Genomic DNA, 23677 nt, shown 5'->3' with positions numbered 1-23677 from the left:
CCGGAGCCCCCCGACAAAGGGGGCCAACGACAAAGCCCGCCTTACCCCGGCGGGCTTTTTCATTGCAGCCGTGGATTCAGCCGCGCGGCCACATGTCCGAGGCGCCGATGTCCGGCGCATGCGCTTCCAGCAGGCGCGCGTGGATCCACGCGCCGATGGCAAGCACGCGATGGTCTTCATGGCGCGCGCCGACCAGTTGCAGGCCCACCGGCAGGCCTTGCGGGCCGGTGGCAAACGGCAGGTTCAGGCACGGCACGCCGAACATCGTCCAGGCGCGCGAGAACTGCGGATCGCCCGTGCCCAGGTCGGCAAAGGGCGCTTCGCCGCTGGCGCTGGGCGCGAGCAGCACGTCGTAATTCTGGAACCACCCGTCCACGCGCGCACGCGACTCGGCGGCGCGGGCGAGGTTCTTGATGTGCTGCTCGGCGCTGATCTGCGCGCCGGCTTCAAGAATGGCCTGCAGCTTGGGACTGAGATGCGCGGCGTGTTCCAGGCGTTCATAAGCGAGCGCCTGCGAGGCCTCGAACGCCATGATGTCCGCATGGAGCTGCACCAGCACGCAATGCTCGGGCGGCAGCGGCACCTCTTCGACTTTGGCGCCCGCGCGCGACAGGATCGCGGCGGCCTGCGCGAAGGCTTCCTTGGTTTCGGGCTGCGCATGGCGCCACTGCAGGCTGCGATACATGCCGACGCGCGGCTTGTCGTGGTAGGACAGGTCGAGCATGCGCGGATCGCGCATCAGGACCGAGGCGAACAACGCCATGTCCGGCACCGATCGGGTGAAGCCGCCCACGGTGTCCAGGGACTCGGCGAGGCTTTTGACGCCGGCGCGGGAAATCCCGCCGAAAGTGGGCTTGTAGCCCACGACGCCGCAATACGAGGCCGGCCGGATGATGGAGCCCGCGGTCTGCGAGCCCAGCGCGAAGGGCACCATGTCGTCGGCCACCGCGGCCGCGGAGCCGCTGGACGAGCCGCCGGGCGTGTAGGCCTCGTTGCGCGGGTTGCGGGTGGGCCCCGCCTGGTAGGTCGCGAATTCGGTGGTGACGGTCTTGCCGATGACGATGGCGCCCGCGCCGCGGCACAGCGCCACCGAGGCGGCGTCCAGGCCGGGACGATGGCGGTCGTAGATGGGCGATCCGTAACGGGTGGGAAGGTCGACGGTGTCGAACAGGTCTTTCACGCCGATGGGCAGGCCATGCAGCGGGCCGCGCACCGGGCCGCGGTCGAGTTCTTCGGCCCGTTCGATCGCGGCCTGCTTCTGCAGGGCGGTCCAGGCGTGAACGGCATTTTCGCGCTGCTCGATGCGCGCGAAGCAGGCCCGCACCAGTTGCACTGCGGTCAGTTCGCGCCGTTGCAGCTTGTGCGCGGCTTCGACCGCGCCAAGTCTGTTCAAGGCAGTAGACATGTAGCTTTCCTCTTTGCCGGTGCCGCGCGCAATGCGCGGGAACATATTCGCACCCGGTCCCCTTGACCGGGGGGCCCGTCCGGCGCTGCATGGCGTGACCCGCCTGACGCGCCGGAATAAGCCGACCCTTGCCACTGTGCGCATCGCGTCAATTGGGAAAAACACCGAAATTGCCGGGTTTTTCCGCGGAAAACGCAGTACGCCGTGGCTTTGTGTTGTTGCTTCGCCACCAGCATAGCGCAAACCCGTGCAATACAAAGGTCATATTCCTCAAGTAAGATGAAATCGTTTTCAGCAAACTTGCAGCGGCTCACCAATGGCTACGCGCCCCTCGTCCCGCTTTTCCATTATCGAAGTGGCTCGCAAGGCCGGCGTATCGCCGGCGACGGTGTCGCGCGCGTTCAACCAGCCGGAGATTGTGCACCCGGATACGCTGGCGCACATCCGCAACGTCGCCAAGCGCGCGGGCTTTCGGCCCAACCGCGTCGGCCGCAGCCTGCGTTCGGGCAGCACGCGCACCATCGGGCTGATCCTGCCCACGCTGTCCAATCCCGTATTCGCGGAGTGCTTTGAAGGCGCGGAACGCCGCGCCCGCGAATCGGGCTACAGCGTCATGCTGACCGCCACGGGCTACGACCCGGCCGTGGAATCGGCCGCCGTGCAGGGGCTGATCGATCATCAGGTCGACGGCCTGATCCTGACGGTGGCCGACGTAAGCAAGAGCGCCACGCTGGACGACCTGGACCGCAGCGGCATTCCCTATGTGCTGGTCTACAACGAGTCCGCCGATCACCCGTTCGCGTCGGTCGACAATCGCGCGGCCGCCAGCGACATGGTGGCGCACCTGGCCGCGATGGGTCACAAGCGCATCGCGCTGGTGACCGGCCCGCTGACCGCGTCCGACCGGGCCCGCCGGCGCCTGATGGGCGCGCGCGCCTGCGCCAAGAGGCTGGGCCTGGACGCCATCCAGCACATCGCCATGGGCTCGCACACCGGCAGCGACGTGGACGCGCTGAAGGCCGCGCTGCGGGGCAAGCAGGCGCCCACGGCGCTCTTTTGCTCCAACGACCTGCTGGCCACCGCCGTCATCGCCGACCTGGTGGGGCTGGGCCTGTCCGTGCCGGCCGACATCTCGGTCTGCGGGTTCGACGGCATGCGCTTTGGCGCCTTGCTGACCCCACCGCTCACCACCGTCGCGCAGCCCAGCGACGGCATCGGCCAGACGGCCTGCTCCAACCTGCTGGCGCAGATCCACGGACAGCCGCCGCAATCGAACCGCCTGCCGCATTGCATCGTCGTGGGCGGCACCGCGGCGTCCGTGCGCCGCTAGCCAACGCCTCTCATCAATCCGACCACTCCTCGATTCTTACGCGTCATGCTCATCGCACAAATCACCGACCTGCATATGCGCACCCCTGGCGACAAAGCCTACGGCATCATCGACCCGGCGGCCTTCATGACCCCGGCGGTGCAAGCGCTCAATGCCCTGACGCCGCGCCCCGACTGCGTGCTGATCACGGGCGACCTGACCGACCTGGGCAAGCCGGTGGAATACCAGGCGCTGCGCGATCACCTGCAAGCGCTGCAAATCCCATACTTTCTGCTGCCCGGCAACCACGACGACCGCGCCGAGCTGCGCGCCGCCTTCCCCGACCATGCATACCTGCAGGAAGGCGGACCGTTCATCCAGTACGCGATCGAGACCTACCCCTTGCGCATCCTGGCGCTGGACACCGTGGTGCCGATGAAGAGCCACGGCGAACTCTGCCAGGAACGCCTGGACTGGCTGGCCGCGCGCCTGGCCGAGCAGCCCGGCCGCCCCACGCTCGTGCTGATGCACCATCCGCCGTTCCTGACCGGCATCGAACACATGGACGACATCGGCCTGCTGGCCGGCGGGCCGGAACTGGAGCGCATCATCGCGCGGTATCCCAACGTGGAGCGCGTGCTGTGCGGCCACCTGCACCGCACAATCTTCCAGCGCTTCGGCGGCACGATCGCCTCGACCTGTCCCGGCACGGCCCACCAGCTCGCGCTGGAACTCGGCCCGCGCCCGACGCTGCAGTACATCATGGAACCGCCCGGCTACCAGTTGCATTGGTGGCAGGGCGGCAACCTCGTCACGCATCACGCCGTCATTGGGGATTACCCCGGCCCATATCCGTTCGGCTGAGCCCTGAACGACGAAACCCCGCATTGCCACGAATCCGTCATGTTTGCGCTGCACAATGAAAAGGTTTTCATAACAGGCAACAATGCGGATCTAACAATTAGATCTACGAGACAGCATGTCATCCATCGTTCTGGATAACCTCACCAAACAGTACGCAGGCGCGGCCGCGATCCAAGGCGTGAGCTTCACGGTCCCGGCCGGCAGCTTCACGGTCCTGCTGGGGCCTTCCGGCTGCGGCAAGTCGACCACGCTGCGCATGATCGCCGGGCTGGACACGCCGACGTCCGGCACCATCCGCATCGGCGATCGCGACGTCACGCAGCTACCGCCGGCCAAGCGCCGCATCTCCATGGTGTTCCAGTCGTATGCGCTGTTTCCGCACCTGTCGGTGCGCGAGAACATCCTGTTCGGCCTGAAGGTGCGCAAGGAACCCGCAAAGGACTACGACCGGCGCCTGAAGCGCGTGGCGGACCTGCTGGGCCTGTCCCACCTGCTGGACCGCAAGCCGTCGCAATTGTCCGGCGGCCAGCAACAGCGCGTCGCGCTGGGCCGCGCCGTGATTTCCGAAGCGCCGGTCTGCCTGATGGATGAACCCCTTTCCAATCTGGACGCGCAACTGCGCCACGAGATGCGCCGCGAAATCCGCGCGCTGCAGCAGAGCCTGGGCATCACCATGGTGTATGTGACGCACGACCAGACCGAAGCCATGAGCATGGCCGACCAGGTGGTGCTGCTGCGCGGCGGGCAGATCGAACAGCACGACACGCCCGATGGGCTGTATGCGCGGCCCGCCAGCGAATTCGCGGCGCGCTTCATCGGCACGCCGCCCATGAACCTGATCAATCTGGCGCCGCAGGCGGGCGCCACGGTGATCGCCGGCACGCAGGGCCCCGCCATCGCAAACGCGCCTGCGGGCGCCGTGAAGCTGGGCGTGCGTCCGGAACACATCCGCATCGACGGCGACGGCATCGCGGCCACCGTGGAAAGCGTGGAGTACTTCGGCGCGGACTCCATCGTGGTGTGCCGCATCGGCGACACGGGCGGCGTGGCCGTTCGGGTCGGCGGCCATCTGCGCGCCAGCGCCGGCGAGTCGCTGCGCTTGTCCTGGCCGGACGGGCAACAGCATTTCTTTGCCGCCGATTCGGCGGTCATCAACACCGACGGGCGCTAAGAAAAATGGCCCCCACGCTGCGCCTTCGGCTTGCTGCCCCCCGAGGGGGCGGTTCTTACCTTGGGACGGCCCGGCGGTAAAAACGCCCATTACACAGAAAAGGAAACACAACATGCGACGCATCGTACTGAAGACCCTGGCCGCCAGCCTGGCCGCCGCCTGCCTTTCTCTGCCTGTGCAGGCGCAGAACAAGCCCGTCGAGGTGGAGTTCTACTACCCGGTCGCCGTCGGCGGTCCGATCACCAAGATCGTGGACGACATGGTGACGGAGTTCCAGAAGGAAAATCCGAACATCAAGATCAAGCCGATCTACGCCGGCTCGTACCAGGACTCCATCGCCAAGGCGCTGACCGCACTGAAGGGCGGCACCCCGCCCCAGCTCGCGGTGCTGCTGTCGACCGACATGTTCACGCTGATCGACGAGGACGCCATCGTTCCCATCGACAGCCTGGCCAAGAGCGACGCCGACAAAAAGTGGCTGGGCGGCTTCTATGACGCCTTCATGCAGAACAGCCGCTCCGGCGGCCACACCTGGGGCGTGCCGTTCCAGCGTTCGACGATCGTCATGTACTACAACAAGGACCTGTTCAAGGCCGCCGGCCTGGATCCCGAGCAGCCGCCCAAGACCTGGGCCGAGCTGGTCGAGTACGGCAAGAAGCTGACCAAGCAGGACGCCTCGGGCAACACCACCCAGTGGGGCATCGAGATCCCGTCGGGCGGCGCGTTCGCCTACTGGCTGTTCCAGGCCCTGACCACGCCCAACGGCGCGATCCTGATGAACGAAGCCGGCAACGAGGTCTACCTGGACAAGCCGGAAGTGGTGGAAGCCGCGCAGTTCTGGCGCGACCTGTCGGCCAAGCACAAGATCATGCCGACCGGCACGATCGACTGGGGCACCACGCCCAAGGACTTCCTGGAAAAGAAGGCGGCCATGGTGTGGACCACCACCGGCAACCTGACCAACATCCGCAAGAACGCGGACTTCCCGTTCGGGGTGGCCATGATGCCCAAGCAAAAGCGCGGCGGCAGCCCCACCGGCGGCGGCAATTTCTACATCTTCAAGAGCGGCACGCCGGAGCAGCAGCAAGCGGCGCTGAAGTTCGCGCAGTGGGCCACCACGCCCGAACGTGCGGCCGACTGGAGCATCGCCACGGGCTATGTGGCCGTGACGCCGGCCGCCTGGCAAACCGAGAAGATGAAGAAGTACGCGCAGGAAGTGCCGGCGGCCACCGTCGCGCGCGACCAGCTGGAAGTCAGCGTGGCGGAATTCTCGACGCATGAGAACCAGCGCGTCACCAAGACCCTGAACGACGCGCTGCAGGCGGCGCTGACGGGTTCCAAGACGCCGCAGCAGGCCCTGACCGACGCGCAGCGCGAATCCGACCGCATCCTGCGTTCCTACAAGTAAACCGACCCCAAGCACGATGAGCCGCTCTTTGAATGCGCTTTATGGCTGGCTGCTGTTGCTGCCAGCCATCGTGCTGCTCGCCGCCTTCACGCATTACCCGGCGGTGGCGACGCTATGGCACAGCTTTTTCTCCACGCCCAAGGGCGCGCGCCCGGCCCGCTTCGTCGGGCTGGAGAATTACGCGGTCATGCGCGACGACCCGGTGTTCTGGCAGTCGTTGTGGAACAACCTGTGGTTCGCCCTGGGCACCATTCCCACCTCGATCGGGATCGCGCTGGTCATGGCGTTGTGGGTGAACCGCAACCTCGCCGGGCGCGGGTTCCTGCGCATGGCGTACTTCACGCCGACGGTGCTGCCCATGGTGGCGGTGGCCAACATCTGGCTGTTTTTCTACACGCCGCAGTACGGGCTGATCGCGCAGGTGATGGGCTGGTTCGGCGCGCCGGGCCCCAACTGGCTGGGCAACCGCGAGACGGCGCTGCCCGCGCTGATGCTGGTGACCGTGTGGAAAGAGGCCGGGTTCTTCATGATCTTCTACCTGGCGGCGCTGCAGACGGTATCGCCGTCCCTGCGTGAAGCAGCCATGCTGGAAGGCGCATCGCGCTGGCAGTATTTCCGCCGCATCCTGTGGCCGCTCCTGATGCCCACCACGCTGTTCGTGCTGATCAATGCCCTGATCAACGCGTTCCGGCTGGTCGACCACGTGGTCGTCATGACGCGCGGCGGGCCCGACAACGCCAGCACCTTGCTGCTCTACTACATCTACCAGGTGGGATTCAGTTTCTGGGACACGGCCTATGCCGCGACCCTGACCGTCGTGTTGCTGGTGGTGCTGGCGCTGACGGCGCTGGTCAAGTTCCGCTGGCTGGACCGCAGGACGCACTATCAATGAAAGACAAGCTCGATACCCTGGGCGCGTGGGCGCTGGGCCTTCTGTGGATCCTGCCGCTGGCCTATGCGGTGTGGGCGGCCTTCCATCCGCCTGCCTACGCGACCCGTTTCGACCTCTTCGCCCCGCTGACGCTGGACAACTTCGTGCGCGCCTGGAATGCGGCGCCGTTCCCGCGCTACTTCCTGAACACCTTCGTGCTGGTCACGATGGTGCTGGCCGCGCAACTGGTGCTGTCGACCCTGGCGGGCTACGCGTTCGCGCGCTTCGAATTCCGGGGCCGCGACTTCGTCTTCATGCTGGTGCTGCTGCAGCTCATGATCATGCCGGACGTGCTGCTGGTGGAGAACTACCGGTCGATGAGCCTGCTGGGCGTGCGCGACACGGTGTTCGCCATCGGCCTGCCGTACTTCGCGTCGGCCTTCGGCATCTTCCTGTTGCGCCAGACCTTCAAGACGGTCCCGCGTGAACTGGAAGAAGCGGCCCGCATGGAAGGCGCAAACGCGCTGCAGGTGCTCTGGAAAGTGTACGTGCCGCTCGCCAAGCCGATCTACGTCGCCTACGGGCTGGTGTCGGTGAGCCACCACTGGAACAACTTCCTGTGGCCGCTCATCATCACCAACTCGGTCGAATCCCGGCCGCTGACGGTAGGCCTGCAGGTGTTTTCTTCCACCGACCAGGGCATCGACTGGTCTGTGATCACCGCGGCCACGCTGATGTCGGCCGCGCCGCTGCTGATTGCATTCCTGCTGTTCCAGCGCCAGTTCGTGCAGTCGTTCATGCGGGCGGGGATCCGGTAGGCCGGTTTCCTGCGCCGTCGCAGCGCACAAAAAAACCCGCCGAGGCGGGTTTTTGCGTTTCAGGCGGGACCGGGCATCAGTACCCCACGGTGAGTCCGGGCAGATCCACGGTGATGCGCGGCCGCTCCAGCGCCAGCGCTAGGTGCTCGGCGAATTCCCCGGCTTCCTTTTCGTCGGTGGACAGGACGTCGTAGCCCAGCGCATCGGCCACGCCCAGCACCTTGTCCAGCAGCAGGACCTTGCCGCTGGGACGCAGCGGCTCGCAGCCCAGGGTTTCCCAGGCGCCGTCGAACCAGTCGCGCGCCTCGGCCTGGCGTTGGGGAGAGGGCTCGACGTTCGCTGAAAGGTCCAGCGAACGCCGGGCGTCGAAAACGATGGTGATGTCGCTGCGCATGGAAAGCTCCGTCAGATGGCGTCAGGCCAGTAGGGTAGGCAAAAAACGCCGGACAGATTGTCCGTCCGGCGACATATCCCTACCAGCCCCGCGACACTTCCCAGGTGACCTCGGCCCCCGCGGCCTGCGACTGGCGCATCATGTCCAGCAGGGGAAAGGCCCGTTCCTTCAAGCCCACCATGCGCGCCATCGGGGCGACCGGGGCCTTGTCGTCGTTTTCCTCGTCGGCGCCTTCATGGGCGTGCTGGTACTCGTCGATCGCGCGTTCGATGCCGCTGATGGCCGGCCCGAGCTGCTCCACGGTGAACACGCCGCGCTCCGGGATCTTGTCGCCGACCGGTTTGCCGGCCGCCTGCAGCAGCGCGCCGGCGTGGTCGGTCAGCATCAGGACTTCGGCCACGACCTTGGAGTGAAAAGTGATCAGCATATTTCAGTCTCCCACATTGATTACCTTACTTACATACACTACCGCAACGCCCCCGTGATGCCAACTGGCGCCCTCAAATCAACTATGATTCAGGGGATTCCCGTGACAGCAGGACCCGCGCCGGGCCTGAATCCGGCATGAGCGCGCCGGTTTGCCGGCCGCCTTCGGCCCGGACCCAGCGCCAGCCTGCGGGCGCGGCGCGTAATGCCGGCAAGCCGCAAGCGCCGTGCCGCCTTCGTCACTCACTCAAGAACCACGCCAGACGCCCATGCTCCTCGAGCAACAAAAACAGCTTATCTCCCTGATCCAGGCCGCCGTCCTGCAAAGCCTGCCTGACGCCCAGCCCAACGTGCTGCTGGAGCGCCCCAAGGTTGCCGCCCACGGCGACGTCGCCACCAACGTGGCCATGCAGCTTGCCAAGCCCGCGCGCCGCAATCCCCGCGAACTGGCCCAGGCCATCGTCGACGCCGTGATGGCCAACCCGGACGCCGCCGCGCTGGTCGAGAGCGCCGAAGTGGCCGGTCCCGGCTTCATCAACCTGCGCATCACCCCGGCGGCCCGCCAGGCGGTGATCGCCGCGGTGGCCGAGCAGGGCGATGCCTTCGGGCGCGCCCCGCGCCTGGGCGACAAGATCCTGGTCGAGTTCGTCTCGGCCAACCCCACCGGCCCGCTGCACGTGGGCCATGCCCGCCAGGCGGCCCTGGGCGACGCCCTGTGCCGCCTGTACGACGCCGTTGGCTGGGACGTCACCCGCGAGTTCTATTACAACGACGCCGGCAACCAGATCAACAATCTGGCCATCAGCGTGCAGGCCCGCGCCCGCGGCCTGAGCACCGATTCCCCCGAATGGCCCGAAGACGGCTACAAGGGCGACTACATCGTCGACATCGCCCGCGACTTCCAGGAAGGCAAGACCATCCAGGCGTCCGACGGCGAGCCCGTCACCGCCACCGGCAACATCGACAACCTGGACGACATCCGCGCGTTTGCCGTGGCCTATCTGCGCCGCGAGCAGGATCTGGACCTGCAGGCTTTCGGCCTGGCGTTCGACAACTATTACCTGGAAAGCTCGCTCTACACGTCCGGCCGCGTCGAAGAGACCGTCAAGGCGCTGATCGCGGGCGGCCACACCTACGAGGAAGGCGGCGCGCTGTGGCTGCGCACCACCGAACTGGGCACGGGCGACGACAAAGACCGCGTCATGCGCAAAAGCGAGGGCGGCTACACCTACTTCGTGCCGGACGTGGCCTATCACAAGGCCAAATGGGAACGCGGCTTTCACCGCGCCGTGAACATCCAGGGCAGCGACCATCACGGCACCGTGGCGCGCGTGCGCGCCGGTCTGCAGGCGCTGGAAGAGGGCATCCCGAAGGACTACCCGTCCTACGTGCTGCACAAGATGGTCAAGGTCATGCGCGGCGGCGAAGAGGTCAAGATCTCCAAGCGCGCCGGCAGCTACGTCACCATGCGCGACCTGATCGACTGGGTCGGCCGCGATGCGGTGCGCTACTTCCTGATCCAGCGCCGCGCCGACACGGAATTCGTCTTCGACGTCGACCTGGCCCTGTCCAAGAGCGACGAGAACCCCGTCTATTACATCCAGTACGCCCACGCGCGCATCTGCTCGGTCATCAACAATGCCGGCATGCCGGCCGCCGACGTGGCCCAGGCCGACGCCGCGCTCTTGACCGCCCCGACGGAATTTGCGCTGATGCAGCGCCTGGCCGAGTTTCCCCAGGTGGTGGCGCTGGCCGCCCAGGACCTGTCGCCGCACCACATCGCGTTCTGGCTGCGCGACTGCGCGTCGGACTTCCACGCCTGGTACGGCGCCGAGCGCGTGCTGGTCGACGACACCGCGCTGAAGCTGGCCCGCCTGCGCCTGGCCGCCACCACCCGCCAGGTGCTGGCCAACGGCCTGGCCCTGTTGGGCGTCTCCGCGCCCGAGCGGATGTAACATCGGTTCATGGCAACCAAGCGCAAACCTACCCGCCGTTCCTCCGGCGAAAGCGGCAGCACCCTGTACGGGGCGCTGGCCGGCCTGCTGATCGGCCTGATCGTCGCCGCCGTCGTCGCGTTCTACGTCACCAAGGCCCCCGTCCCCTTCGTGGACCGGGCCAGCCGCCAGGGCGATACGGGCAAGCTGCCCGATCCGCGCAACGCGCCAGACCCCAACGCCGGCCTGTACGGCCGCGACGGGGCGGCGGGCGCACCGCCCACCGGCCCCACGGCCACCGCCCCGGCGCCCCTGCCGGGCGCAGGCGCCCCGGCCAAGGGCGACGAGACACCCGCCAAGCTGGACGACCTGGGCGCGCTGATCGCCACCCTGCCCACCTCCCGGGCGCCAGCCGCCGCCCCGTCCGCACCGCCGGCCAACGCCTCCGGCTCGTCGCCCACGCCCATCTCGAAGGCCGCCCCCGCCCCCGCAGCCAGCAAGCCCGCCCCCGCAGCGACGGGCACGTACTACCTGCAGGCAGGCGCCTTCCGCGGCGAAAGCGACGCCGAATCGCTCAAGGCCCGCATCATCCTGCTGGGCCTGCCGGTGGCCGTTCAAAAGGCCGAACTCAACGGCAAGCCCATCAACCGCGTGCGCGTGGGGCCGTTTGCCCGCCTGGACGACATGAACCGGGCCCGCGGCCGCCTGGGCGAGAACAAGATCGAAACCGCCGTGGTGCGCCAGTAGGCGCGTCCGGCGGATGGTGTTGCATTGAACTAATCCGGCCCCGGCCCTGTCTGTAGCCTTTTATTCAGGAACCTCATCCATGCTGTCCCCCAAGCTCATCCGCATCCTGGCAGCCGCCGCGCTGACCGCCACGGCGTTCTTCAGCCCGGCCAGCCACGCGCAAGGCGCCCAGCAGTACGTGCCGATCAATCCGCCGCTGCCGTCGGACACCCCGGGCAAGGTCGAGGTCCTGGAATTCTTCGCCTACACCTGCCCGCACTGCGCCGCCATGGAACCCATGGTCGAAGACTGGGCCAAGACCGCCCCGTCCGACGTCGTGCTCAAGCAGGTGCCGATCGCCTTCAATGCCGGCATGAAGCCGCTGCAACAGCTCTACTACACGCTGCTGGCCCTGGACCGCCCGGACCTGCACCCCAAGGTCTTCACGGCCATCCACGGCGAGCACAAGCGCCTCTTCGACAAGAAGGCCATGGGCGAATGGATCGCCACGCAGGGCGTGGACCGCGCCAAGTTCGATTCCGTGTTCGACTCGTTCAGCGTGCAGACCCAGGTGCAGCGCGCCAACCAGCTGGCCGACGCCTACCGCATCGAAGGCACCCCGTCCTTCGCCGTGGGCGGCAAGTTCATGACCTCGCCGGTCATGGCGGGCAACAGCTACGAAGGCGCCTTGAAGGAAGTGGACAAGCTGATCCCGATGGCGCGCGCCAAGTAATCCGCGCGCAGGATTTGCATTCCAGAAGCCCCGAGCCTCCCGGCTCGGGGCTTTTGCCTTTCTGAACGAGAGGATGCCATCAGCCCACGCCGCGCAGACCTCAGGGCTGGGCCTGGACCTGGGCCTGCGCCTGGAACGCCGCGGCCTTTTCCAGCGCCTGGGTCAGGTCGGCGATGATGTCTTCGGGTGATTCCAGTCCGATGTGCAGGCGCACCACCGCGTTGTCGCCTTCGCCCCAATAGCGGTGCTTGGACAGGTCCTTGGGCGACACGAGCTGCACCAGGCTTTCATACCCGCCCCACGAAAAGCCGATGCCGAACAGGGTCAGCGCATCGACGAACGTGCGCGCCGCATCCGGCGACAGGCGCAGCTCCACGGACAGCATGCCGTTCGAGCCGGTGCAGTCGCGCTGCCACAGCGCATGGCCCGGGTCCGCCGGCCACGCGGGATGGAACAGGCGCACGGTCTCGGGACGGTTCTTGAAGAATTCGCACACCTGCATGGCATGGCGCGCGTGCTGTGCCATGCGGATCGGCATGGTGCGCACGCCGCGCAGCGCGAGCCACGCGTCGTCCGCGCTGATGGAATAGCCCATCGCATACTGCGTGCGGTTGAGCTTGCGGGCGATGGCTTCGTCGTTGGTGACCACCGCGCCCAGCATCAGGTCGGAATGGCCGCCCACGTACTTGGTGCCCGCAATGACCGAGACCTGCGCGCCGAGCGTGAGCGGACGGTAGATATAGCCCGACCCCCACGTGTTGTCGGTGGCCAGCACCAGCCCGTGTTCCTGGGCAAACGCGGCCATCGCGCCCATGTCCAGCATTTCAAAGAGCAGCGAACCCGGCGATTCCACGTACAGCAGCGTGGTGTTCGGCTGCACCAGCGCCTGCAGGTCGTCGTCCGCGGAGAAATACGTGATGGAGATGTTCATGCGCTTGAGGACGGCGTCGTCCAGCTCGCGCATCGGGCCATACACGCAGTCGGAGATCAGCGCGTGGTCGCCCGCCGAGCACAGCGCCATCATGACCATGGTCATCGCCGACAAGCCCGAGGGCGCCAGGTAGCAGTGCGTGCCGCCTTCCAGCTGCGTGAACACCTCTTCGAGCGCCGCGTGCGTGTCCATGCCCATGCGGCCATAGGTCGTGGCGCGACCGCCCGCCGCCTTGCTGCGCTGGGCATTTTCCAGGGCGGCGATGTTGGCAAAGCGCACCGTGCTGGCCCGCATGGGCGGCAGCGGCACCGGGGCCGTGCCGGTCTCGGGGTTGAACGGAGCGGTGCCGGCGTGCTGGAGGACCGTATCGATGTGTTTGGTAGGCATCTTGTGGGGCGCGACGAATTCGGGGAAGTCAAACCATATCAGGTGCCGGCGGGAATTTCAGCCTATCCAGCGCACGGTCTCGGACAACTCCGCGCGCCGGGTGCGGTAGCTATTGGCCGGATGCGCCCTGTCTTCAAAGCCGAACGAGATGCCGCAGACCACGCGCCGGTCCGCTCCGATGCCCAGGACCTCGCGCAGCACTTCCGGATACATCGCCAACGACGCCTGCGCCACGGTGGCCACGCCATTGGCCTGGGCCGCCAGCAGGAAATTGGCGACGTACCCGCCGCAGTCCATTGCGCCGTATTCGCCGAGCGCCTCATCGGTGGTGACGATGGCGACGTGCGGCGCGTCGAACAGCGCAAAGTTGCGCATTTCCTGGCGCCGGTAGGCCTCGCGGTCGCCGCGCGGCACGCCGACGGCGCCGTAGAGCTGAAAACCCGATTCGCGGCGGCGGGCAAGGTAATCGCCGCGGTATTCGCGCGGGAAGGGAAAGTCGGGCGTGGACCCCGGGACCTCTGCGCGCTGCTGCAGCGCGTCGCGCAGCCGCTGCGTGCCCGCGCCCTCGGTGATGGCCACCTGCCAGGGCTGGCAGTTGCACCAGGACGCCGTGCGCTGGGCCAGGCTCAGGATGCGTTCGATGGTGACGCGCGGCACGGGCTGCGGCTGGAAGGCGCGGCAGCTGTGGCGCGCAAGCAGCCAGTCTTCGAGCGCGGCGTCGGCAGGCGCCCTGGCGGCGTCAAGGGAGTGGGCGGCAACGGTCATGGTCGGTATGTCTCCTGTCATGTTCGGCTTTGACCTTATGATGCCACTAGCCGCGCGCGTCTGTCCGCACACCGCCGGCCGCGCCCTTGTCCGACCCGCCGCCTGGCGGGTCCGTTACGGAAAAGAACTCATGCTGCCCCTGGACACCCTGATCGCATTTTTCGGCATTGCCGTGCTGCTGGCGCTGACGCCGGGGCCGGACAACCTCTTCGTGCTGATGCAGTCGGCCATCTGGGGACGCAAGGCGGGCATGTTCGTGGTGCTGGGCCTGTGCACCGGACTGCTGGGACACACGGCGGCCGTCGCGGTGGGACTGGCCGCCGTCTTCGCCGCATCGCCCGTGGCGTTTACGGTGCTCAAGCTGGCGGGCGCGGCGTATCTCGCATGGCTGGCCTGGCAGATCCTGCGCGCCCCCGTCGAATCCGAAACCGGCAAGCGCCCCGAGCCCATGCGGCCCGGCGCGCTGTACCGGCGCGGCATCGTCATGAACCTGACCAATCCAAAGGTGCTGCTGTTCTTCTTTGCCTTCCTGCCGCAGTTCACCTCGCCCCGGCTGGGCCCGGTGGGCCTGCAGACCATGCAGCTGGGCGCGGTGTTCATCGTGTCGACGCTGCTGGTGTTCGGGGCCATCGCGTTCTTCTCGGGTGCGTTCGGCGAACTGCTGCAACGCTCGGTGACGGCCAAGCGCTGGCTGAACCGCATCGCGGCGCTGGTGTTCGTGGGCCTGGCCGTGCGGCTGGCGACGGCCTCGCGCTAAAGCGCGGCGCCCCGGCATCAAGGCCGTGGCCAAGGGGCCGGGGCCCAGCCTGCTGGCGCTCAGGCGGCCTTGAACCGCACGATGCCGTCCGCGTCCTGCGCGCGCGTCAATTTGCCTTCGAAATACAGCGCATGCAGATGCGCCAGCGCTTCGCCCATGGCGAACGTGAGCTGGTGCAGGTCCAGCTTGCGCTTGAACAGCACGGGCACGATATCGGAGGTGGACTGGGGCTGGGCCGCACAGGCTTCCAGCACCTCGGCCAGCCGGTCGCGGTGATGCTCGTGCTGCTGCGCGATGCGCTCGTGCAGCCCCGTGAACGGACGGCCGTGCGACGGCAACACCAGCGTGTCGTCCGGCAGGCCGTCGTAGCCATCCAGCGAACGCAGGTACAGGGGCAGGGGATTGGCGTCGGGTTCGTAGTCGAACACGCTGACGTTGGTGGAAATGCGCGGCAGCACCATGTCGCCCGAGATCAGCACGCCCAGGTCGGGCGAAAACAGCGACGCATGTTCCGGCGCGTGGCCATAGCCCACGATGACGCGCCAGTCGCGTCCACCGATGCGCACCTGATCGCCGTCCATGATGCGCGTGTAGCGCGACGGCACGGCGGGCACCAGGTTGGGGTAATAGCTGGCGCGCTGACGGATCTGCTCCTGCGCGTCGGGGTCCGTCAGGCCGTGGCGGGCGAAGTGCTCGACCGCCGATTGCCCGCCCGGGCCCGCGCCAGCGTCATTGCGGCGCGACGACCACAGCGAGGCCACCATGAAATCGGTCATCGTCATCCACAACCGGGCATTCCAGCGTTCGCACAGCCAATGGGCCAGGCCGATGTGGTCCGGGTGCATGTGGGTGACGATCACGCGCAGCACGGGCAGGCCGTCCAGCTCGTTCCTGAACACGTCTTCCCACAGCGTCTTCACTTCGTCGCGCGAGATGCCGCAATCGACGATGGTCCACCCGTCCTTGCCGTCGATGCGGTCGCGCAGCAGCCAGAGGTTGATATGATCCAGCGCGAACGGCAGCGGCATCCGGATCCACTTGACGCCTTCCGCCACCGCATGCGCGCGGCCGGCCTCGGGCTGGAAATCGGCCCAGGGATACTGCAGCTTCTGTTCGTTGGGGTTCATTGCCTCTCGCTCCACGCTTGACGATCTGGTCAAGTCATCATAATTTACGTTTACGTAAACTGCCACACGTCGCATGCCCCCGTCAACCTGGACCATCTCTGAACTCGCGCGCGAGTTCGACGTCACGCCCCGCACGATCCGCTTCTACGAAGACCAGGGGATCGTCAGCCCGGCGCGCGAGGGCCGCAACCGCATCTTCGGGCCGCGCGACCGCACGCGCCTGAAACTGGCGTTGCGCGGCAAACGCCTGGGCCTGCAGCTCTCCGAGATCCTGACGCTCATCGACATGTACGACGGGCCCGGCGACACCGAGGTGCAACTGCGCCAATACCTGTCCGTACTGGAACAGCACCGCGTCACGCTGGAGCAGCAGCGCCGCGACATCGACGACACGCTCCAGGAAATCAGCGAACAGGAGCGCCAGTGCCGCGTCCTGCTGGCGCAACAAAAGTCTTAGGCGCGCATGGCAGTCCTGCACACCGTCGGGCTTTTCATCCTGACCGCCCTGGCCGAAATCATCGGCTGCTACCTGCCGTATCTGTGGCTGCGCAAGGGCCACTCCATCTGGTTGCTGGCGCCCGCCGCAATCAGCCTCGCGTTGTTCGCGTGGCTGCTGACCCTGCATCCCACCGCGTCGGGACGCGTCTATGCCGCCTACGGCGGTGTGTATATCGGCATGGCGCTATTGTGGCTGTGGGCGGTGGACGGCGTGCGCCCCAGCGCCAGCGATTTCATCGGCGTGGGGCTTTGCCTGGCCGGGATGCTGGTGATCATGTTCGGCCCGCGCGGCACCTGATCCGGCCCGCCTGCCCAGCAGCGCATGAAAAAGAAAAGCGCGCGTACCCAGGAAGGGACGCGCGCTTATTCATGCGGTGGATCGTTCGCCGGTCATCGCCGGCCCCGGTCACTCGGCCTTGATATTGCCTTCCTTGATGATGCGGGCGTTGTTCGTGAACTCGGCCTGCACCTGCTTGGCGAAGGCTTCGCCCGATGCCGTGCCCGGCTGCAGGAACGACTTGGCCAGCAGGTCCTGGAACTCGGCGCTGCCCACGGCCTTCGCCAGCGCGGCCTGCAGCGGCTGCGACACGGCCGGCGGCAGGTTGGCCGGCGCGAAGATGCCGAAGTTCGAGTAGTACTGCGCCTGCGGCAGCTTCAATTCGGCCATCGTCGGCACGTCGGGCCATGCCGGCAGGCGCTGCGGCGCCATCACCGCCAGCGGCTTGAGCGCCCCGTTGGCCACGTGCGGCAGCACGACGTCGCTGTTGACCACCAGCAGTTCCACCACGCCGCCCAGGCCGTCGGTCAGCGCCTGGCTGTTGCCGCGGTAGGGCACGTGCAGCATCCGGGTGCCCGTCTGCGCGGTGACCGCGGCCATGCCCAGGTGCGCGACCGTGCCCTGGCCCGGCGTGCCATAGCGCACGCCGTCGGGATGCGACTTGGCGTAGTCGACCAGGCCCGCGAAATCCTTCACCGGCAACGCCTTGGTCGCCACGATGGCGACCGGCGCCACGGCCACGCTGGCCACCGGCGTCAGGTCCTTCATCGGGTCGTAGTTGGTCTTGGTCAGGTGCGGAAAGATCGTCAGCGGGCTGGTCGAGGCCAGCAACAGCGTAGTGCCGTCCGGCTGCGCGCGCGCCACGAAGTCGGTGCCCACAGAGGCCCCCGCGCCCGGCTTGTTCTCGACGATGACCGTCACGTTCGCTTCCTTGCGCAGCGCGTCGGCCAGGCGGCGCCCAATCGCATCGGCGCTGCCGCCGGCGGTGTAGGGCACGACCACGGTGACAGGCTTGGCCGGCCAGCTCTGGGCCATCGCGCCGCTTGCCATGATTGCCAGGGCCGCCCCCGCGGCCTTGGTCAGCAATGTCTTCTTTTTCATATCGTCCTGGTGATGTTGCGTAGCACTGCGTTGGTGAAACGAACTGCGGAAAACCCCATCAGGCGAGATAGCGCTGCGCCAGGCGAACCCAGTACGACGCGCCCGCCGGAATCAAGGAATCATTGAAGTCGTAGCTGGCGTTGTGCAGCATGCAGGGACCGAGCCCGTGGCCCGCCATGCGGTGCTCGCCGTCGCCGTTGCCCAGGAACACATAGCAGCCCGGCTTTTCCTGCAGCAGGAACGCGAAATCCTCCGAGGCCATGGCCGGTTCGATGGTCAGCGCGCGGTCCTCGCCCACGACCTCGCGCATCACGTCCATGCAGAACTCGGTCTCGGCCGCGGTGTTGATCAGCGCGGGATAGCGGCGCTCGAAGTACACCTCGGCCTCGCAGCCATGCGCGGCGGCGATGCTGCCCGCGATCTCCTGCATGCGCCGCTCGATCAGGTCCACCACGTCGGTACGATAGGCGCGCACCGACCCGCCCAGCCACGCGGTATTGGGGATCACGTTGATGACGCTGCCGCCCGCCTGCACCTGGGTGATGGACAGCACCGCCGCGTCCAGCGGACGCTTGCTGCGCGTCAGGATCGTCTGCAGCGACTGGCCGATGGCAAAAAGCGCCGGCACCGGGTCGTTGCAGGCCTGCGGGGCGGCGGCGTGGCCGCCCTTGCCCTTGACGGTGATCTTGAAGCCGTTGGCCGCCGCCATCATGGGGCCGGAACAGACGCCGAACGATCCGGCCGGCAGGCCCGGCCAGTTGTGCATGCCGAACACGGCCTCGCACGGAAAGCGGGTGAAAAGGCCGTCCTGGATCATGGCCCGGCCGCCCGCGCCGCCTTCGCGGTATGGCCATCGTGGCCGCAGCCGTGCATCTTGCCGTCGTGGCGCGAGCGGTGTTCGAACTGGTTCTCTTCCTGCATGGGCAGGGCGTCCATATCGGCGCGCAGCATGATGGCCCGATCCGACGTGCCGCGCTTGATCACCCCGACCACGCCCGTCTTGGCGATGCCGGTATGCGTGTCGATGCCCCAGCCGCGCAGCGCGTCGGCCACCACCTTCGCCGTGCGGTGCTCTTCGTAGCAAAGCTCCGGATGCATGTGGATGTCGCGGCGCAGCGCCACGATATCGTCCAGGTTGGAAAGTTCAAGCAAGGCGTACTCCATCGGGTGAATCGGGATTCAAGGGCCGGATGAATACTACCCATCGCGACTGTCCGTGGCGCCCACGAATGGCTAGGGATAACCCGAATCCAATTTACGTTTACGTAAACGTAATATTTGCACTGCATCATTGCGCGGCGCTGGTCGATCGGCGCATCATGGATCACCCCGAGCCTGCGCCCACGCCCCCTCGTGCGGGCCTATGAATGTAAGTACCTACTATCACGGAGACATCGATGAATCTTCCCGGCCTGAACTTCGACCTGGGCGAAGACCTGGACATGCTGCGCGACGCCGTACGCAATTTCGCGCAGGCCGAGATCGCGCCGCGCGCCGCGGAAGTCGATCGCAGCGACCAGTTCCCCATGGACCTCTGGCGCAAATTCGGTGACCTCGGCGTGCTGGGCATGACCGCCGACGAGGAATACGGCGGCGCCAACATGGGCTACCTGGCCCACATGGTCGTGATGGAGGAAATCTCCCGCGCCAGCGCCTCCATCGGCCTGTCGTACGGCGCGCACTCCAACCTCTGCGTGAACCAGATCAATCGCAACGGCACGGCGGCCCAGAAGGCCAAGTACCTGCCCAAGCTGATCTCGGGCGAGCACGTGGGCGCGCTGGCCATGAGCGAACCGGGCGCGGGCTCCGACGTGGTCAGCATGAAGCTGCGCGCCGACAAGAAGGGCGACCGCTACGTGCTGAACGGCACCAAGATGTGGATCACCAACGGCCCGGACGCCGACACGCTCGTCGTCTACGCCAAGACCGACCCCGAGGCCCACCAGCGCGGCATCACCGCCTTCCTGGTCGAAAAGGGCTTCAAGGGATTTTCCGTGGCGCAGAAACTGGACAAGCTGGGCATGCGCGGCAGCCACACCGGCGAACTGGTGTTCCAGGACTGCGAAATCCCCGAAGAAAACGTGCTGGGCCAGGTCAACGGCGGCGTCAAGGTGCTGATGAGCGGCCTGGACTACGAACGCGCCGTGCTGTCCGGCGGCCCGCTGGGCATCATGCAGGCCGTGATGGACGTGGTGGTGCCGTATATCCACGACCGCAAGCAGTTCGGCCAGGCCATCGGCGAATTCCAGCTCATCCAGGGCAAGGTCGCCGACCTGTACACCACGCTGCAGGCCAGCCGCGCCTTCTGCTACCAGGTCGGCAAGAACCTGGACAAGCTGGGCGCCGAGCACGTGCGCCAGGTGCGCAAGGACTGCGCCGCGCTGATCCTGTACACGGCCGAGAAGGCCACGTGGATGGCGGGCGAGGGCGTGCAGATCCTGGGCGGAAACGGCTACATCAACGAATACCCGGTGGGTCGCCTGTGGCGCGACGCCAAGCTGTATGAGATTGGCGCCGGCACCAGCGAAATCCGTCGCATGCTGATCGGCCGCGAACTCTTCAACGAAACCGCCTGACCGCCTTATCCACAGGCCGCGCCGCCATGATCCGCACGTCCGATCTCCAGCACATCGAGCAAGCCCCCGCGCCGGGCCCCTCGCCGCTGGACGTGGCGCGCCTGATCCTGGCGGGCTTTGACCGCCACTACGCGCTGTTTCGCTACAGCGCGCAGCGCGCCAAGGCCTTGTTCGAATCCGGCGACTGGCACGGCATCCAGCACCTGTCGCGCGAACGCATCGAGTACTACGACATGCGCGTGCGCGAGTGCGCCACGCAGCTCGAAGGCGTGCTGCGCGGGCGGCCGGAAGGCGCGGTGGGCGCTTCGGGCGCCAATGGCGGCAGCAACGGCGGCGGCAACGGCGCCGCCGCGCCGTCCCTGACCGACGCGCAGACGGCCTACTGGCAACAGATCAAGCAGGAATTCGTCGGGCTCCTGGGCGAACACCGCCAGCCGGAGTGCGCGGAAACCTTCTTCAACTCGGTGTCGTGCCGCCTGCTGCACCGGGATTACTTCCACAACGATTTCCTGTTCGTGCGGCCGGCAGTGGCCACCGACTACCTGGACAGCAGCCTTCCGTCCTACCGCGTGTACTACCCGGTGACCGACGGGCTGGAAAAAAGCCTGATCCGCATGGTGGCCGACTTTGGCCTGGCCCTGCCGTTCGAGGACCTGCCGCGCGACACGCGGATGCTGGCGCGCGCCGCGGTTGCCAAGCTGCGCGCCGTGCTGCCGCGCCACGTCGGCCGGCGCATCGCCACCGACTGCCAGATCCACGCGCTGGGCTCGCTGTTCTTCCGCAACAAGGGCGCCTACATCGTCGGCCGCCTGATCAACCAGACCACCGTCTATCCCTTTGCCGTGGCGCTCACGCGCAACCCGGCGGGACAGGTGGTGCTGGACGCGCTGCTCTTGGGCGCGGACGACCTGAGCACGCTTTTCAGCTTCACGCGCGCGTATTTCCTGGTCGACATGGAAACGCCCGCCGCCGTGGTGAACTTCCTGTCCAGCCTCTTGCCGCGCAAGCCCAAGGCCGAGCTCTACACCATGATCGGCCTGCAAAAGCAGGGCAAGACGCTGTTCTACCGCGATTTCCTGCACCACCTTGCGCATTCGCGCGACGCCTTCGACATCGCACCGGGCATCAAGGGCATGGTGATGTGCGTGTTCACGCTGCCGTCCTATCCCTACGTGTTCAAGCTCATCAAGGACCGCATCGACAAGGACGGCATGGACCACGCCACCGTGCGGCGCAAGTACCAGATGGTCAAGCTGCACGACCGCGTGGGCCGCATGGCCGACACCTGGGAATATTCGCAGGTCGCGCTGCCGCGCGCGCGCTTTGCGCCCGCGCTGCTGGACGAACTGCGCCGGCTGGTGCCCAGCCTCATCGAGGAAACCGGCGACACGGTCGTCATCCGCCACGTCTACATCGAACGCCGGATGACCCCGTTGAACATCTATCTGCAGCAGGCGCCGGACGCGCTGCTGGAGCCGGCGGTGCGCGAATACGGGGACGCCATCCGGCAGCTTGCCGCGGCCAATATCTTCCCCGGCGACATGCTCTACAAGAACTTCGGCGTCACACGACTGGGCCGCGTCGTCTTTTATGACTACGACGAAATCCAGCGCATGACCGAGATGAACTTCCGGCGCATCCCGCCGGCCCCCAACGAAGAAGCGGAGATGGCCTCCGAGCCCTGGTACGCCATCGGCCCGAACGACGTCTTCCCCGAGGAATTCGGCCGCTTCCTGCTGGGCGATGCGCGCGTGCGCAGCGCCTTCATGCGTCACCATTCCGACCTGCTGGAACCGGACTGGTGGCAGGCCTGCCGCGCCCACGTGGCGCAAGGCCGGATCGAAGAATTTTTCCCTTACGATACGGACAGACGCCTGCGCGCTGAACGCCGTTCAAGCGGCAACGCGGTGTTGTAACCGAAACGCTGTCCCGACCCTCACAGGAGCTAGTCATGTCAGATCCCATCGTTATCGTTTCCGTCGCCCGCACGCCCATGGGCGGCATGCTGGGCAGCCTGTCCGGCCTGGCCGCGCACGAGCTGGGCTCGGTGGCCATCAAGGCCGCCGTCGAACGCGCCGGCATCAAACCCGAACAGGTCGATGAAGTCATCATGGGCAACGTGCTGCAGGCCGGCCAGGGCCAGGCGCCCGCCCGCCAGGCCGCGCTGGGCGCGGGCCTGCCGCTGGGCGTCGCGTGCACCACGATCCACAAGGTCTGCGGCTCGGGCCTGAAGGCCGCGATGTTCGGCCACGACCTGCTGGCCTCGGGCAGCGCCGAGATCGTCGTCGCCGGCGGCCAGGAAAGCATGAGCAACGCGCCCTACCTGCTGCTCAAGGGCCGCCAGGGCTACCGCTACGGCCACAACACCGTGTACGACCACATGGCGCTGGACGGCCTGGAAGACGCCTACGACAAGGGCAAGGCCATGGGCGTGTTCGCCGAAGACTGCGCCTCCAAGTATTCGTTCACGCGCGAACAGCAGGACGCGTTCTCGCTGGAATCGCTGCGCCGCGCCCGCGCCGCCTCGGAGGACGGCAGCTTCAAGTGGGAAATCGCCCCCGTCACCGTCGCCGGCCGCAAGGGCGACACCGTGATCGACACCGACGAAGCGCCCACCAAGGCCATGCCGGAAAAGATCCCCACCCTCAAGCCCGCGTTCAAGAAGGACGGCACGGTCACCGCCGCCAACTCGTCGTCGATCTCCGACGGCGCTGCCGCCATGGTGCTGATGCGCGCGTCCACCGCCGAAAAACTCGGCGTCAAACCGCTGGCCCGCATCGTCGCGCACTCGCAGCACTCGCAGGAACCCAACTGGTTCACCACCGCCCCCGTCGGCGCCCTGAAGAACCTGTTCAACAAGACCGGCTGGAAGGCCGAGGACGTGGACCTGTACGAGATCAACGAAGCCTTCGCGGTGGTCACCATGGCCGCCATGACCGACTTCAAGCTCCCGCATGAAAAGGTCAACATCCACGGCGGCGCCACCGCGCTGGGCCACCCGATCGGCGCCTCGGGCGCGCGCCTGATGGCCACCCTGATCGGCGCGCTGCGCAAGACCGGCGGCAAGCGCGGCGTGGCCACGCTGTGCATCGGCGGCGGCGAAGCCGTCGCAATGGCCATCGAAATGGTCTAAGCAGTTGCCTGCTTGAGACACGGGCTTCGGCCCGTGTCCCGAGCAGGATTTCGCTGCGCCTTTCTG

22 protein-coding genes and 1 pseudogene are annotated in these 23677 nt (G+C 66.9%); 15 read left to right on the top strand and 8 right to left on the bottom strand.

Annotated elements, in window-relative coordinates; translation table 11 throughout:
• Window positions 1-76: 76 nt before the first annotated feature.
• A complete protein-coding gene (locus tag ACZ50Q_RS00745; RefSeq protein ID WP_464080230.1) occupies window positions 77-1405 on the bottom strand; it encodes an amidase in 1329 nt (442 codons plus the stop codon).
• Window positions 1406-1721: 316 nt separating this feature from the next.
• Here ACZ50Q_RS00745 and ACZ50Q_RS00740 point away from each other — a divergent pair, with 316 nt between their 5' ends.
• From ACZ50Q_RS00740 to ACZ50Q_RS00715, 6 genes are all read left to right on the top strand, one after another.
• Window positions 1722-2735, top strand: a complete 1014-nt coding sequence (locus ACZ50Q_RS00740; protein ID WP_464080229.1) for a LacI family DNA-binding transcriptional regulator — start codon at window positions 1722-1724, stop codon at window positions 2733-2735.
• 45 nt (window positions 2736-2780) lie between these two features.
• A complete protein-coding gene (locus tag ACZ50Q_RS00735) occupies window positions 2781-3578 on the top strand; it encodes a phosphodiesterase (RefSeq protein WP_464080228.1) in 798 nt (265 codons plus the stop codon).
• 115 nt (window positions 3579-3693) lie between these two features.
• A complete protein-coding gene (locus ACZ50Q_RS00730) occupies window positions 3694-4749 on the top strand; it encodes an ABC transporter ATP-binding protein (protein WP_464080227.1) in 1056 nt (351 codons plus the stop codon).
• A 112-nt stretch (window positions 4750-4861) separates the two neighbouring features.
• On the top strand, window positions 4862-6157 hold the full coding sequence (locus ACZ50Q_RS00725) for an ABC transporter substrate-binding protein (RefSeq protein WP_076518051.1): 1296 nt from the start codon (window positions 4862-4864) through the stop codon (window positions 6155-6157).
• A gap of 16 nt (window positions 6158-6173) precedes the next feature.
• Window positions 6174-7049, top strand: coding sequence for a carbohydrate ABC transporter permease (locus ACZ50Q_RS00720; RefSeq protein WP_076518053.1), 876 nt, complete (start codon window positions 6174-6176; stop codon window positions 7047-7049).
• Window positions 7046-7846 carry a carbohydrate ABC transporter permease gene (locus tag ACZ50Q_RS00715; RefSeq protein ID WP_092576982.1) on the top strand — a complete coding sequence of 267 codons (801 nt, stop codon included), beginning with the start codon at window positions 7046-7048 and terminating at the stop codon, window positions 7844-7846. The genes ACZ50Q_RS00720 and ACZ50Q_RS00715 overlap by 4 nt, the downstream gene beginning before the upstream one ends.
• Before the next feature lie 76 nt (window positions 7847-7922).
• On the opposite strand, the gene ACZ50Q_RS00710 is transcribed toward ACZ50Q_RS00715, so the two are convergent.
• Window positions 7923-8240, bottom strand: coding sequence for a hypothetical protein (locus ACZ50Q_RS00710; RefSeq protein WP_092576984.1), 318 nt, complete (start codon window positions 8238-8240; stop codon window positions 7923-7925).
• A 79-nt stretch (window positions 8241-8319) separates the two neighbouring features.
• Window positions 8320-8667 carry a DUF1840 domain-containing protein gene (locus ACZ50Q_RS00705; protein WP_464080226.1) on the bottom strand — a complete coding sequence of 116 codons (348 nt, stop codon included), beginning with the start codon at window positions 8665-8667 and terminating at the stop codon, window positions 8320-8322.
• Window positions 8668-8935: 268 nt separating this feature from the next.
• On the opposite strand from ACZ50Q_RS00705, the gene argS reads away from it, so the two are divergent.
• The 3 genes from argS to ACZ50Q_RS00690 all read left to right on the top strand — a co-directional run bounded on the left by argS (window position 8936) and on the right by ACZ50Q_RS00690 (window position 12059).
• Window positions 8936-10621 carry an arginine--tRNA ligase gene (gene argS, locus ACZ50Q_RS00700; protein WP_464080225.1) on the top strand — a complete coding sequence of 562 codons (1686 nt, stop codon included), beginning with the start codon at window positions 8936-8938 and terminating at the stop codon, window positions 10619-10621.
• A gap of 9 nt (window positions 10622-10630) precedes the next feature.
• Window positions 10631-11347, top strand: a complete 717-nt coding sequence (locus ACZ50Q_RS00695) for an SPOR domain-containing protein (RefSeq protein ID WP_464080224.1) — start codon at window positions 10631-10633, stop codon at window positions 11345-11347.
• 79 nt (window positions 11348-11426) lie between these two features.
• On the top strand, window positions 11427-12059 hold the full coding sequence (locus ACZ50Q_RS00690; protein ID WP_076518067.1) for a thiol:disulfide interchange protein DsbA/DsbL: 633 nt from the start codon (window positions 11427-11429) through the stop codon (window positions 12057-12059).
• 100 nt (window positions 12060-12159) lie between these two features.
• Here ACZ50Q_RS00690 and metC read toward each other — a convergent pair whose 3' ends face one another.
• Both metC and ACZ50Q_RS00680 read right to left on the bottom strand, forming a co-directional pair.
• Window positions 12160-13377: a cystathionine beta-lyase gene (gene metC, locus ACZ50Q_RS00685; RefSeq protein ID WP_076518073.1), complete on the bottom strand. Its 1218-nt coding sequence runs from the start codon at window positions 13375-13377 to the stop codon at window positions 12160-12162.
• A gap of 57 nt (window positions 13378-13434) precedes the next feature.
• A complete protein-coding gene (locus tag ACZ50Q_RS00680; protein WP_092576993.1) occupies window positions 13435-14142 on the bottom strand; it encodes a nitroreductase in 708 nt (235 codons plus the stop codon).
• Between the two features lie 130 nt (window positions 14143-14272).
• Here ACZ50Q_RS00680 and ACZ50Q_RS00675 point away from each other — a divergent pair, with 130 nt between their 5' ends.
• On the top strand, window positions 14273-14899 hold the full coding sequence (locus ACZ50Q_RS00675; protein ID WP_076518077.1) for a LysE family translocator: 627 nt from the start codon (window positions 14273-14275) through the stop codon (window positions 14897-14899).
• Between the two features lie 59 nt (window positions 14900-14958).
• On the opposite strand, the gene ACZ50Q_RS00670 is transcribed toward ACZ50Q_RS00675, so the two are convergent.
• Complete coding sequence (locus tag ACZ50Q_RS00670; RefSeq protein WP_464080223.1) at window positions 14959-16026, bottom strand: MBL fold metallo-hydrolase; 1068 nt, start codon at window positions 16024-16026, stop codon at window positions 14959-14961.
• Between the two features lie 73 nt (window positions 16027-16099).
• Here ACZ50Q_RS00670 and ACZ50Q_RS00665 point away from each other — a divergent pair, with 73 nt between their 5' ends.
• The gene (locus tag ACZ50Q_RS00665) at window positions 16100-16483 is read left to right on the top strand and encodes a MerR family transcriptional regulator (RefSeq protein ID WP_076518081.1); all 384 of its coding nucleotides are present in this window, start codon (window positions 16100-16102) and stop codon (window positions 16481-16483) included.
• 6 nt (window positions 16484-16489) lie between these two features.
• Window positions 16490-16822 (top strand): YnfA family protein, encoded by a 333-nt coding sequence (locus ACZ50Q_RS00660; protein ID WP_092577010.1) that lies wholly within the window; start codon window positions 16490-16492, stop codon window positions 16820-16822.
• A 108-nt stretch (window positions 16823-16930) separates the two neighbouring features.
• Here ACZ50Q_RS00660 and ACZ50Q_RS00655 read toward each other — a convergent pair whose 3' ends face one another.
• Together ACZ50Q_RS00655 and ACZ50Q_RS00650 are read right to left on the bottom strand one after the other, a co-directional pair.
• Window positions 16931-17902, bottom strand: a complete 972-nt coding sequence (locus ACZ50Q_RS00655; protein ID WP_092577012.1) for a Bug family tripartite tricarboxylate transporter substrate binding protein — start codon at window positions 17900-17902, stop codon at window positions 16931-16933.
• 58 nt (window positions 17903-17960) lie between these two features.
• A pseudogene (locus ACZ50Q_RS00650) lies at window positions 17961-19054 on the bottom strand (M20 aminoacylase family protein).
• A gap of 245 nt (window positions 19055-19299) precedes the next feature.
• Here ACZ50Q_RS00650 and ACZ50Q_RS00645 point away from each other — a divergent pair.
• From ACZ50Q_RS00645 to ACZ50Q_RS00635, 3 genes are read left to right on the top strand one after another with little or no spacing between them, the layout of a single operon-like run.
• Window positions 19300-20478 (top strand): isovaleryl-CoA dehydrogenase, encoded by a 1179-nt coding sequence (locus tag ACZ50Q_RS00645; protein WP_076518085.1) that lies wholly within the window; start codon window positions 19300-19302, stop codon window positions 20476-20478.
• 26 nt (window positions 20479-20504) lie between these two features.
• Window positions 20505-22394: a bifunctional isocitrate dehydrogenase kinase/phosphatase gene (gene aceK / locus ACZ50Q_RS00640; RefSeq protein WP_464080222.1), complete on the top strand. Its 1890-nt coding sequence runs from the start codon at window positions 20505-20507 to the stop codon at window positions 22392-22394.
• Window positions 22395-22429: 35 nt separating this feature from the next.
• Entirely contained in the window at window positions 22430-23611 is a 1182-nt protein-coding gene (locus ACZ50Q_RS00635) for an acetyl-CoA C-acetyltransferase (protein WP_464080221.1), read from the top strand.
• Window positions 23612-23677 lie beyond the last annotated feature (66 nt).

The sequence above is a fragment of the Achromobacter sp. T5-5 genome, from assembly GCF_055397965.1.
This window is presented reverse-complemented; position numbering and strand designations above follow the sequence as displayed.

What these genes read in the sequence shown, in the direction of transcription:
- ACZ50Q_RS00745 (WP_464080230.1), bottom strand. Translation starts at nt 1,405, where the DNA reads ATGTCTACTGCCTTGAACAGACTTGGCGCGGTCGAAGCCGCGCACAAG.
- ACZ50Q_RS00740 (WP_464080229.1), top strand. Translation starts at nt 1,722, where the DNA reads ATGGCTACGCGCCCCTCGTCCCGCTTTTCCATTATCGAAGTGGCTCGC.
- ACZ50Q_RS00735 (WP_464080228.1), top strand. Translation starts at nt 2,781, where the DNA reads ATGCTCATCGCACAAATCACCGACCTGCATATGCGCACCCCTGGCGAC.
- ACZ50Q_RS00730 (WP_464080227.1), top strand. Translation starts at nt 3,694, where the DNA reads ATGTCATCCATCGTTCTGGATAACCTCACCAAACAGTACGCAGGCGCG.
- ACZ50Q_RS00725 (WP_076518051.1), top strand. Translation starts at nt 4,862, where the DNA reads ATGCGACGCATCGTACTGAAGACCCTGGCCGCCAGCCTGGCCGCCGCC.
- ACZ50Q_RS00720 (WP_076518053.1), top strand. Translation starts at nt 6,174, where the DNA reads ATGAGCCGCTCTTTGAATGCGCTTTATGGCTGGCTGCTGTTGCTGCCA.
- ACZ50Q_RS00715 (WP_092576982.1), top strand. Translation starts at nt 7,046, where the DNA reads ATGAAAGACAAGCTCGATACCCTGGGCGCGTGGGCGCTGGGCCTTCTG.
- ACZ50Q_RS00710 (WP_092576984.1), bottom strand. Translation starts at nt 8,240, where the DNA reads ATGCGCAGCGACATCACCATCGTTTTCGACGCCCGGCGTTCGCTGGAC.
- ACZ50Q_RS00705 (WP_464080226.1), bottom strand. Translation starts at nt 8,667, where the DNA reads ATGCTGATCACTTTTCACTCCAAGGTCGTGGCCGAAGTCCTGATGCTG.
- argS (WP_464080225.1), top strand. Translation starts at nt 8,936, where the DNA reads ATGCTCCTCGAGCAACAAAAACAGCTTATCTCCCTGATCCAGGCCGCC.
- ACZ50Q_RS00695 (WP_464080224.1), top strand. Translation starts at nt 10,631, where the DNA reads ATGGCAACCAAGCGCAAACCTACCCGCCGTTCCTCCGGCGAAAGCGGC.
- ACZ50Q_RS00690 (WP_076518067.1), top strand. Translation starts at nt 11,427, where the DNA reads ATGCTGTCCCCCAAGCTCATCCGCATCCTGGCAGCCGCCGCGCTGACC.
- metC (WP_076518073.1), bottom strand. Translation starts at nt 13,377, where the DNA reads ATGCCTACCAAACACATCGATACGGTCCTCCAGCACGCCGGCACCGCT.
- ACZ50Q_RS00680 (WP_092576993.1), bottom strand. Translation starts at nt 14,142, where the DNA reads ATGACCGTTGCCGCCCACTCCCTTGACGCCGCCAGGGCGCCTGCCGAC.
- ACZ50Q_RS00675 (WP_076518077.1), top strand. Translation starts at nt 14,273, where the DNA reads ATGCTGCCCCTGGACACCCTGATCGCATTTTTCGGCATTGCCGTGCTG.
- ACZ50Q_RS00670 (WP_464080223.1), bottom strand. Translation starts at nt 16,026, where the DNA reads ATGAACCCCAACGAACAGAAGCTGCAGTATCCCTGGGCCGATTTCCAG.
- ACZ50Q_RS00665 (WP_076518081.1), top strand. Translation starts at nt 16,100, where the DNA reads ATGCCCCCGTCAACCTGGACCATCTCTGAACTCGCGCGCGAGTTCGAC.
- ACZ50Q_RS00660 (WP_092577010.1), top strand. Translation starts at nt 16,490, where the DNA reads ATGGCAGTCCTGCACACCGTCGGGCTTTTCATCCTGACCGCCCTGGCC.
- ACZ50Q_RS00655 (WP_092577012.1), bottom strand. Translation starts at nt 17,902, where the DNA reads ATGAAAAAGAAGACATTGCTGACCAAGGCCGCGGGGGCGGCCCTGGCA.
- ACZ50Q_RS00645 (WP_076518085.1), top strand. Translation starts at nt 19,300, where the DNA reads ATGAATCTTCCCGGCCTGAACTTCGACCTGGGCGAAGACCTGGACATG.
- aceK (WP_464080222.1), top strand. Translation starts at nt 20,505, where the DNA reads ATGATCCGCACGTCCGATCTCCAGCACATCGAGCAAGCCCCCGCGCCG.
- ACZ50Q_RS00635 (WP_464080221.1), top strand. Translation starts at nt 22,430, where the DNA reads ATGTCAGATCCCATCGTTATCGTTTCCGTCGCCCGCACGCCCATGGGC.